Source organism: Cellulomonas hominis (assembly GCF_005239125.1).
Lineage (GTDB): Bacteria > Actinomycetota > Actinomycetes > Actinomycetales > Cellulomonadaceae > Cellulomonas > Cellulomonas hominis_A.
The window spans coordinates 1-8734 of the sequence record NZ_SZYE01000171.1 but is presented as its reverse complement, the minus strand read 5'-3'; the positions used below and the strand labels follow the sequence as shown (position 1 = coordinate 8734).

Here is an 8734-nt window from a genome sequence, read left to right as displayed (position 1 = left end):
CGCCGACGGGGCGGGCCCCGAGCTGGTGGCGGCCCCCGTGCACGAGGTGCACCCCGGCCGGGCGGCGCGGTCGCGCACCGGGCGGCTGCTCGCGGCGGCCGGCTCCGTGCTCGCCATCGCCGCGGCCGTCGTCGCCGTCGTGCTGCTCGCGAACCGGCCGGCGACCGACCCGGGCCCGGCCGCCGGCACCGAGTTCCCCGGACCCGCCAGCACGCTCGGCCAGACGGTGCCGGCGCCGACCAACCTGTTCGGCACCCGCCAGACCGACGGCACCGTCGTGTTCACCTGGACCAACCCCGACGAGCAGGACGGCGACACCTACCTCTGGGGCGTGCGCACCGCCACGGGCGAGCCCCAGCTCGAGATCGTGGACCGGCCCACCGTCACCGTGACCCCGCCCGCCGAGGGCGGCGAGGTGTGCGTCGAGGTCTCGATCGTGCGGGCCGACCGCCGCGCGTCCACCGTCCCGGCCCAGGGGTGCGCCGCGTGAGGACCCGCTGGAACCGCAGGAAGGTCGCGTCCACCGCGGCCGTCGTCACCGTGCCCGCGGTGCTCGCCACCCTCGCCGTCGTGAACCCCGGGTTCCCGCTCGCGCAGGTCGACCTCAACGACGGCGCGGTCTGGCTGACCTCCACGAGCACGCTCCAGGTCGGCCGGTACAACGCGCAGGTCGAGGAGCTCAACGCGGGCCTGGTCGCGAGCAGCACGGAGTTCGACGTCCTGCAGGACGCCGGGGACGTGCTGGTCGTCGAGGCCGGGACGCTGACCGTCGTCGACCCGGCCGGGGTCACCGCCGCCGCACAGGTCGCGGTCCCCGCGGGTGCCCAGGTGTCGATGGCCGGCGGCACCGTCGCCGTCATGGACACCGAGGGCCAGGCGTGGGTCCGGTCGTTCGACGACCTGCCGATGCTCCAGGTGACGGCCGACGAGCCGGACGCCGACGTCGGCGCGGGCGGCGTCATCACCGCCTCGGTGACCGGTGACGCGTTCGCGGTCGCCGGCGCGACCGGGGAGGTCACCCGGCTGACGCCGACGGCCGGCGGCCCCGCTGCCGCCGAGGAGGGCCCGGCGCTGGACGGCCCGGTCGAGTCGCTCACCGCCGTGGGCGACGTGCCGGTCGGCCTGGACGGGGACACCGTCCGCACCCCCGGCGGGTCCAGCGCGCTCGGGCTCGCGCAGCCCGTGCTGCAGCAGCCCGGCCCGTCGGCCGGCACCGCGCTGGTCGCGGGCAGCACCGGCCTGGTCGAGGTAGCGCTGTCCTCGGGGGACGTCGCCGCCGAGCACGAGGCGGGCGGCTCCGGTGCGCCCGCGGCGCCGGTCCGGGTCGGGACCTGCGCGCACGCCGCCTGGCCCACGGCGGCCGACAACTACCTGGAGCTGTGCGCCGACGCCGCGCCGCGGCTCGAGTCGCTCGCGGGCGTCACCGCGACGGACCACCTGGTCTTCCGGGTGAACCGGCAGGTCGTCGCGCTGAACGAGACGGTCGACGGCCGGCTGTGGCTGCCGCTGGAGGACACCGAGGTCCGGGAGCCCGACTGGACGGACGTCGTCCCCGAGGAGCAGCCGGAGGACGAGACCGACCGGGCCGAGGGCGACCGCACCACGCAGGAGCTGGTGCCCGAGTGCTCGCCCACGTCGGCCGCCCCGAACGCCGTCGACGACGCGTTCGGCGTGCGCGCCGGCCGCACCACGATCCTGCCCGTCATCGACAACGACACGTCCTCGGACTGCGGGATCCTCGTGCTCAGCGAGGTGGACCCGCTGCCCGCCGAGCTCGGCACCCTGCAGCAGGTGTACGGCGGGCGGGCGCTCCAGGTCGCCGTGCCGGCGGACGCCTCCGGCTCGGTGACGTTCGCCTACTCGATCAGCGACGGCCGCGGCACCGCGGCCCCCTCCACCGCGCAGGTCACGCTCACCGTCCGGGACCCCGCGCTGGACGAGCCGCCGGTGCAGGACCGCACCGGGGAGATCCGCGTCGAGCAGGGCCAGACCGCGACGTACCCGGTGCTCGCCGACTTCTCCGACCCCGACGGCGACCCGCTGACCCTGGTGGGCGCCACGGCCGAGAAGGGCACCGCGCGGTTCCGCCAGGACGGCACGCTGACCTACGTGGCCGACGGCGGCGAGCTCGGCCGGGACGTCGTGCACGTCGTCGTCTCGGACGGCACGTCCACCACCGAGGGCACCGTCGACGTCGACGTGCGCGCGATCGGCTCGCTGGACCTCCAGATCGACCCGGTGCACGCCGTCACGTACGTCGACCAGGACGTCGAGCTGCGCCCGCTGGACGCGGTACGGACCTTCGGCGCGGAGCAGCCGCGGCTCGCCGGCGTCGAGGACGTGCAGGGCACCACGATCACGCCCGACCTGGACGCCGGCACCTTCTCGTTCCGCGCCGCGCAGGCCGGCACCTTCTACGTGAGCTTCACCGTCACCGCGCCGCCGCAGCAGGCGACGGGCGTCGCGCGCATCGACGTGCGCGAGCGCCCCGAGCAGGTCGAGCCCCCGATCGCGGTCGCGGACGACGCCTGGCTCCCGTCCGGTGGCGAGACCACCGTCGACCCGCTGGCCAACGACACCGACCCCGCCGGCGGGGTGCTGGTGCTGCAGAGCGTCTCCGCGCCCGACGGCCTGCGGGTCGCCGTGCGGCACCGGTCGCTCGTCACCGTCTCCGCGGTCGGTGCGCTGGCCGAGCCCGTGACGCTGCAGTACGTCGTCTCCAACGGCACCGCCAGCGCGACCGGGCAGATCCTGGTGCGTCCCGTGCCGGCGTCCGCCACCCCCCAGCCACCGGTGGTGCCCAACGTGACCGCCGACGTGCGCACCGGGGGCGTCGTCACGGTCCCGGTCCTGGAGGGGGCGTCCGACCCCGACGGGGACACCATCGCGCTGCTGCCCGACCTGGCCGAGCCGCTGGGCGAGGGCGAGGGCCTGATGTTCGTCTCCGGGGACAACCTGCGGTACCAGGCGCCGGCGACCCCGATGACCGTGCACGCGACGTTCGTCGTGCGGGACGCGACCGGCATGGAGACGGCCGCCACCGTGACCGTGCGCGTGCACGAGTCCGACCCCGAGACCAAGGCGCCGCCGCGGCCGCGGGCCCTGACCGCGCGCGTGTTCGCGGGGGAGACGGTGCGGATCCCGGTGCCGCTGGTGGGCATCGACGCGGACGGCGACGGCATCACGCTGCTCGGCGTCGCGTCCGCCGGCACCAAGGGCCGGGTCACCACCGTCGGCGCCGACTTCCTGGAGTACGAGGCGCTGCCCGACGAGGCCGGCACCGACACGTTCACCTACGCCGTCGAGGACTGGACCGGCCAGCGGGCCGTCGCGACCGTGCGCGTCGGCATCGCGGCGCGCCCCGGTGACAGCAACCGCGTGGTCGCCCGGGACGACACGATCACCGTCCGCCCGGGGCAGACCGTCGAGGTGCGGGTCCTGGAGAACGACACCGACGTGCTGGGCGGCGAGCTGTCCGTCCGGGACGACCTGGAGGTCGACCCGGGCGTCACCGCGACGCTGTCCGGCAGCCGCGTGGTCGTGCGTGGCGACACCGCGGGCGTGTTCACCATCGGGTACACGGCCGTGAACGAGCGCGGGGCGTCCGGCAGCGCCGCCCTCTCGGTGACCGTCGACCCGGACGCCCCGGTGCTCGCACCCATCCCGCGGGACGTCGTCGTCCCGCCGGTCGACACGGTCGGCCGGACCAGCGTGGACGTCGACGTGCTGGGCGTCGCCCAGAACCCGAGCGGGCCCATCGGCGACCTGCGGGTGTCCGTCCCCGGCAGCGCGGCGTCCGTGGCGACGGTGCGCGCCGACGGCACCATCACCGTCACGCTGGCCGAGACCGCGCAGACCATCCCGTACCGGCTCACCAACACCACCGCCGAGGACGTCAGCGCGTACGCGTTCATCTCGGTGCCCGCGCTCGGCTTCTTCCCGCCGACCGCCCGGCCCCGCGCGCCCGAGCTCCGGGTCGCGGGCGGCGAGACGCTGACCATCCCGCTCGGCGAGCAGGTGCAGGTCGCGCCCGGCCGCACGGCGCAGGTCGCCGACGCCACCGCGGTGACGGCCACCCGGTCCGACGGCTCCTCGCTCGTCGCCGACTCCACCACGGTGCAGTTCCGGCCCGCCCCGGGCTACGTCGGCCCCGCGTCGATCACCGTGCCCGTGACCGACCGCACCGGCCCGGGGGACACCTCCGCGCGGACCTCCGTGATCACGCTGCCCATCACGGTGTACACGCTCGACGACTACCCGCCGACCTTCGTGCCGTCCACGCTCGAGATCGGGCCGGGCGAGGCGCCGACCACCGTCGACCTGCAGGCCTTCACCCAGGGCGTCGAGGGCGCGTCCGGGCAGGACACCTTCACCTACCGGCTGACCGGCGACGTGCCCGCGGGGTTCACCGCCTCCCTCCAGGGCAGCCGGCTGTCCGTCGCCTCCGACGTCGGCACCCCCAAGGGCACCCGCGGCACGCTCGCGCTCGAGCTCGGCTACGGCCGCGCCGGCAAGATGGCCGTCCAGGTCGAGGTGCGGACCGTGGCGAGCACCCGCCGGGTCGCGACGCTGCAGAACATCTCCATCGGCGACGCCGTCCAGGGCCAGGAGCGCGTGGTCGACGTCCTCGCCGGCGCGTCCAACCCGTTCCCCGACCAGCCGCTCCGGGTGGTCAGCGCCACCGTCGAGACGCCCGGGACGGGTACCGCCTCGGTCGCCGGCTCGGACGTCGTGGTGCGCCCGACCGCGGACCTGGTCGGGCAGATGGTCGTCCGGGTGCGGGTCCGGGACGCCACCGACGACAGCGCCCGCGAGGTCGCCTCCAGCATCACGCTCCGCGTCCGCGGCAAGCCGGCGACGCCGGACGCGCCGCGGGTCGGCGAGGTCCGCGACGGCACCGTGGTGCTGTCCTGGACCGCACCGGACGGCCGCGGCGAGCCGATCAAGGGCTACCGGGTGACGCCGAGCGCAGGCGGCCCGTCGACGGCCTGCGCCAGCACCACGTGCACGATCACCGGGCTGACGAACAACGTCGAGTACACGTTCACGGTCGCGGCGGAGAACGCCGTCGGCTGGTCCGACCCGAGCCCGGCGTCCGCCGTGGCGCGGCCGGACGCCGTGCCGTCCACGCCGAACGCCCCGCGGTGGACCGCGTTCGGCGACGGCGAGCTCACCGCCCAGTGGGACGTGCCGGCCACGACCGGGTCGCCGGTGACCTCGTACACGCTGATGATCTCGCCCGCGCCGCCGGGCGGGTCCGCCTCTGTGACCACCAGCGGGACGTCGTACACGTTCCGGGGGCTCGCGAACGGCACGGCGTACTCCGTGCAGGTGCGGGCGCACAACCGCGCCCCGGAGCCGAGCGCGTGGAGCGCGCCGTCGGCGACGGAGACGCCCTCGGCCCCGCCGGGCACCCCGGCGGTCCGCGCGCAGTCCGTCGCGTCCCCGGAGGGCCGGCAGATCGACGTCGCCTGGGACCCGCCGGCGTCCAACGGCGCGCCGGTGCTGCGCTACTACCTGACCATCTCCGGCGGGCCCGGCGAGGGCACGTTCCCGCTGGGCGCCGACCGGCTCGGCTACTCGCTGACCGGCGCCCAGAACGGGGCGGAGTACACCTTCCAGGTGGTCGCGGAGAATCGGGCCGGTCGCTCGCAGGCGGGTTCCGCCCGCGCGGTGGCGTTCGGCGTTCCCGCGACGGCGGCTGCGCCGCGGTTCGTCGGGGCGTCGTCCGACGCCGAGGCCGGGCAGGGCTGGGTCGACGTCGAGTGGGACCGGGTGGACGGCAACGGCGCGCCGGTCACGGACTACCAGGTCGGGACGTCGGCGGGGTCGGTGCAGCGCACCGGCGAGCGGTCGGCCCGGATCAACGGGCTCGGCGCCGGTGCCCGGGTCTCCGTCACGGTGCAGGCCTGCAACCAGCGCGGGTGCGGCGCGGTGGGCCCCGCGGCCACCACCACGGCCGACCAGGTCCGCACCCGGCCCACGGCCCCGACCGGGTTGTCCGTCGTCGCGTCGGCGAGCGGCGGCGGCAGCGGCCGGCCCGACACGGCGCAGCTCGCGTGGAGCCCGCCGGGCGACACGGGCGGCAACGCGATCGAGCGGTACGAGTTCACGCTCACCGGCTGGCGGCCGTGGGAGACGATCACCCGGCCCGACCCGGGCGGGTCGACGACGGTCACCGTCGGGCTCGACGGCGACCGGGGCGTGTCGAACCCGTCCGACCTGACCCTGCGCGTGCGCGCCCGCACGGCCGCCGGGTGGGGTCCGTGGGCGGAGGTCACGCAGCGCGTGTCCTGGACCGAGCCGGGTCCGGAGACGCCGCCGGAGCCCGGCGAGACGGACCCCCAACCCGGGGGCGGCGGCTCCTCCGGATAGGCCACCGCCTGCCGATCGGGTGATCGGCCCCGCGCGAGACGACAGCACCACACCAGCACCGACAGGAGACACCCCCAGATGACCCCCGAGCAGTCCGCCTGGTTCGCCGAGACGTTCGCCGGCCTGGTGGGCAACGTGTCCCGCGCGGTGCTGGGCGCCGACCGCCCGGTGCGGCTCGTGCTGACCGCGATGATCGCCGAGGGCCACGTGCTGCTGGAGGACGCCCCGGGCACCGGCAAGACCTCGCTGGCCAAGGCGATCGCGGCGTCCGTCCAGGGCACCCACCAGCGCATCCAGTTCACGCCGGACCTGCTGCCCAGCGACGTCACCGGCGTCACGATCTGGGACCAGGGGGCGCGCACGTTCCAGTTCCACCCGGGCCCGGTGTTCACCTCCGTGCTGCTGGCCGACGAGATCAACCGCGCCTCGCCCAAGACGCAGTCGGCGCTGCTCGAGGTGATGGAGGAGGGGCACGTCACCGTCGACCGGGACACCCACCCGGTGGGCCGGCCGTTCGTCGTGATCGCGACGCAGAACCCGATCGAGCAGGCGGGCACCTACCGGCTGCCCGAGGCGCAGCTGGACCGGTTCCTGGTCCGCACCTCGCTCGGCTACCCGGACCGCACCGCGACGGTGGAGATCCTGTCCGGCGCCCGGGACCGCACCCGCGAGCTGGACGCCGTGGTCACCACCGCCGGCGTGGTCGAGATGGCCGAGCTCGCGCAGACCGTGCACGTGGACGGCTCGGTGCTCGACTACGTCGCGCGCCTGATCGAGGGCACCCGCGAGGACCCGCAGACCTCGCTCGGCGCGAGCGTCCGCGGCGGTCTCGCGCTGGTGCGCGTCGCGCGGGTCCGGGCCGCGGCCGCGGGCCGCGCGTACGTCGTCCCCGACGACGTGAAGGAGCTCGCGGTGCCCGTGCTGGCGCACCGCCTGGTGCTCGACCCCGAGGCCGACTTCCTCGGGGCGACGACCACCCAGGTGGTCGAGCGCGTGCTGTCCGCGACCCCGCCGCCGGTGGCGCGCGCGTGAGGTCGGCCGACGTGGGGGTGCACCCGGGAGGTGCGGCGTGAGGCGCTCGCGCACCCGGCTGTCCGGCGTGGGCTGGGGGGCGGGGCTGCTCGGCGCCGCCGCGCTGGCCGCCGGCGTGCTGCTGGGCTGGACCGAGCTCGCCGCGCTCGGCGCCGTGGGCGCCGCCGCGCTGCTGGTCGCGGTCGCGATGACCTGGGGCCGGCTGCCGCACGCGGTGCGGCTCGACCTCGCCGACCGTCGGGTGCGCGTGGGGGAGCGGGCGTTCGGCGGCGTCGTCGTGTCCGCCCCGGCCGGGCGCCGGACGCGGGCCGTGCGGCTGGAGCTCCAGGTCGGCGAGGGCCGCGCGGAGCTCGACGTGCCGTCCCTCGCGCCGGGCACGGAGCACGAGGAGCTGTTCGCCGTGCCCACCGACCGGCGCGCGGTCGTCACCGTGGGCCCGGTGCGCGCGGTGCGCGGCGACCCGCTCGGCCTCGCCACGCGGCACGCGGTGACGACGGGCTCGGAGGAGCTGTACGTGCACCCGCGCGTCGTCATGCTCACCGGCGCCGACGCGGGCCTGCTCCGCGACCTGGAGGGCGGGTCCACCCGCGACCTGTCCGACATGGACCTGGCGTTCCACGCGCTGCGCGACTACGTGGTCGGCGACGACCGGCGGTCGATCCACTGGCGGACCACTGCCCGACGGGGCCAGCTCACCGTGAAGCAGTACGAGGACACCCGGCGCACCCAGACGGCCGTCGCGCTCGCGACGGACCCGCGGGACTACCGGCACGCGGAGGACGACGCGGAGCTCGAGCTCGCGGTCAGCGTGGTCGCCTCGCTGGGCGTGCACGTGCTGGCCGAGGAGCACCCGCTCGCCGTGCTCGCGGGCCCCGGCCGGGTGCGGACCACCGCCCGGCGGCCGCTGCTCGACGACTGCTCCGGCATCACCTGCGGCCCGGACGGCACGGGCTCGCGCCTGCTCGGCCGGCGGGTCGCCCGCGAGGCGCCCGACGTGACGCTCGCGTTCCTGGTCACGGGCTCCGTCGTGCCCGCCGCCGACCTGCGCGCCGCCGCGCGGCACGTGCCCGAGGGCACCCGCACGCTCGTCGTGAGCTGCGTGCCCGGCGCCGAGGTCGAGGTGCGCACGCAGCGCACCCTCAGCCTGGTGCGGCTCGGCGCGCTCGACGACCTGCCCCGCGCCCTGCGACTGGCGGCCGCGGCATGACGACGACGACCGAGACGCACACCGGACCCGGCACCGCCGGGACCGCACCCGCCGTCGCGCCCGGCACGCCCGCCCCCGGCGTCCCGACGCCGCCCGGCCCGCCCCCGTCGGGGCGCCCGC

At 76.6% G+C, this 8734-nt stretch carries 3 protein-coding genes and 1 pseudogene; all 4 read left to right on the top strand.

The features are described 5' to 3' along the window. Nucleotides 1–490, top strand: a pseudogene (locus tag FA014_RS20135) (serine/threonine-protein kinase); the annotation flags it as partial. Continuing rightward, entirely contained in the window at nucleotides 487–6375 is a 5889-nt protein-coding gene (locus FA014_RS15915; protein WP_154730629.1) for an Ig-like domain-containing protein, read from the top strand. The pseudogene FA014_RS20135 and the gene FA014_RS15915, both read left to right, overlap by 4 nt. Before the next feature lie 78 nt (nucleotides 6376–6453). Then, on the top strand, nucleotides 6454–7407 hold the full coding sequence (locus FA014_RS15910; RefSeq protein WP_154730628.1) for an AAA family ATPase: 954 nt from the start codon (nucleotides 6454–6456) through the stop codon (nucleotides 7405–7407). Nucleotides 7408–7444: 37 nt separating this feature from the next. Then, nucleotides 7445–8614 carry a DUF58 domain-containing protein gene (locus FA014_RS15905; protein WP_154730627.1) on the top strand — a complete coding sequence of 390 codons (1170 nt, stop codon included), beginning with the start codon at nucleotides 7445–7447 and terminating at the stop codon, nucleotides 8612–8614. Nucleotides 8615–8734: the final 120 nt, after the last annotated feature.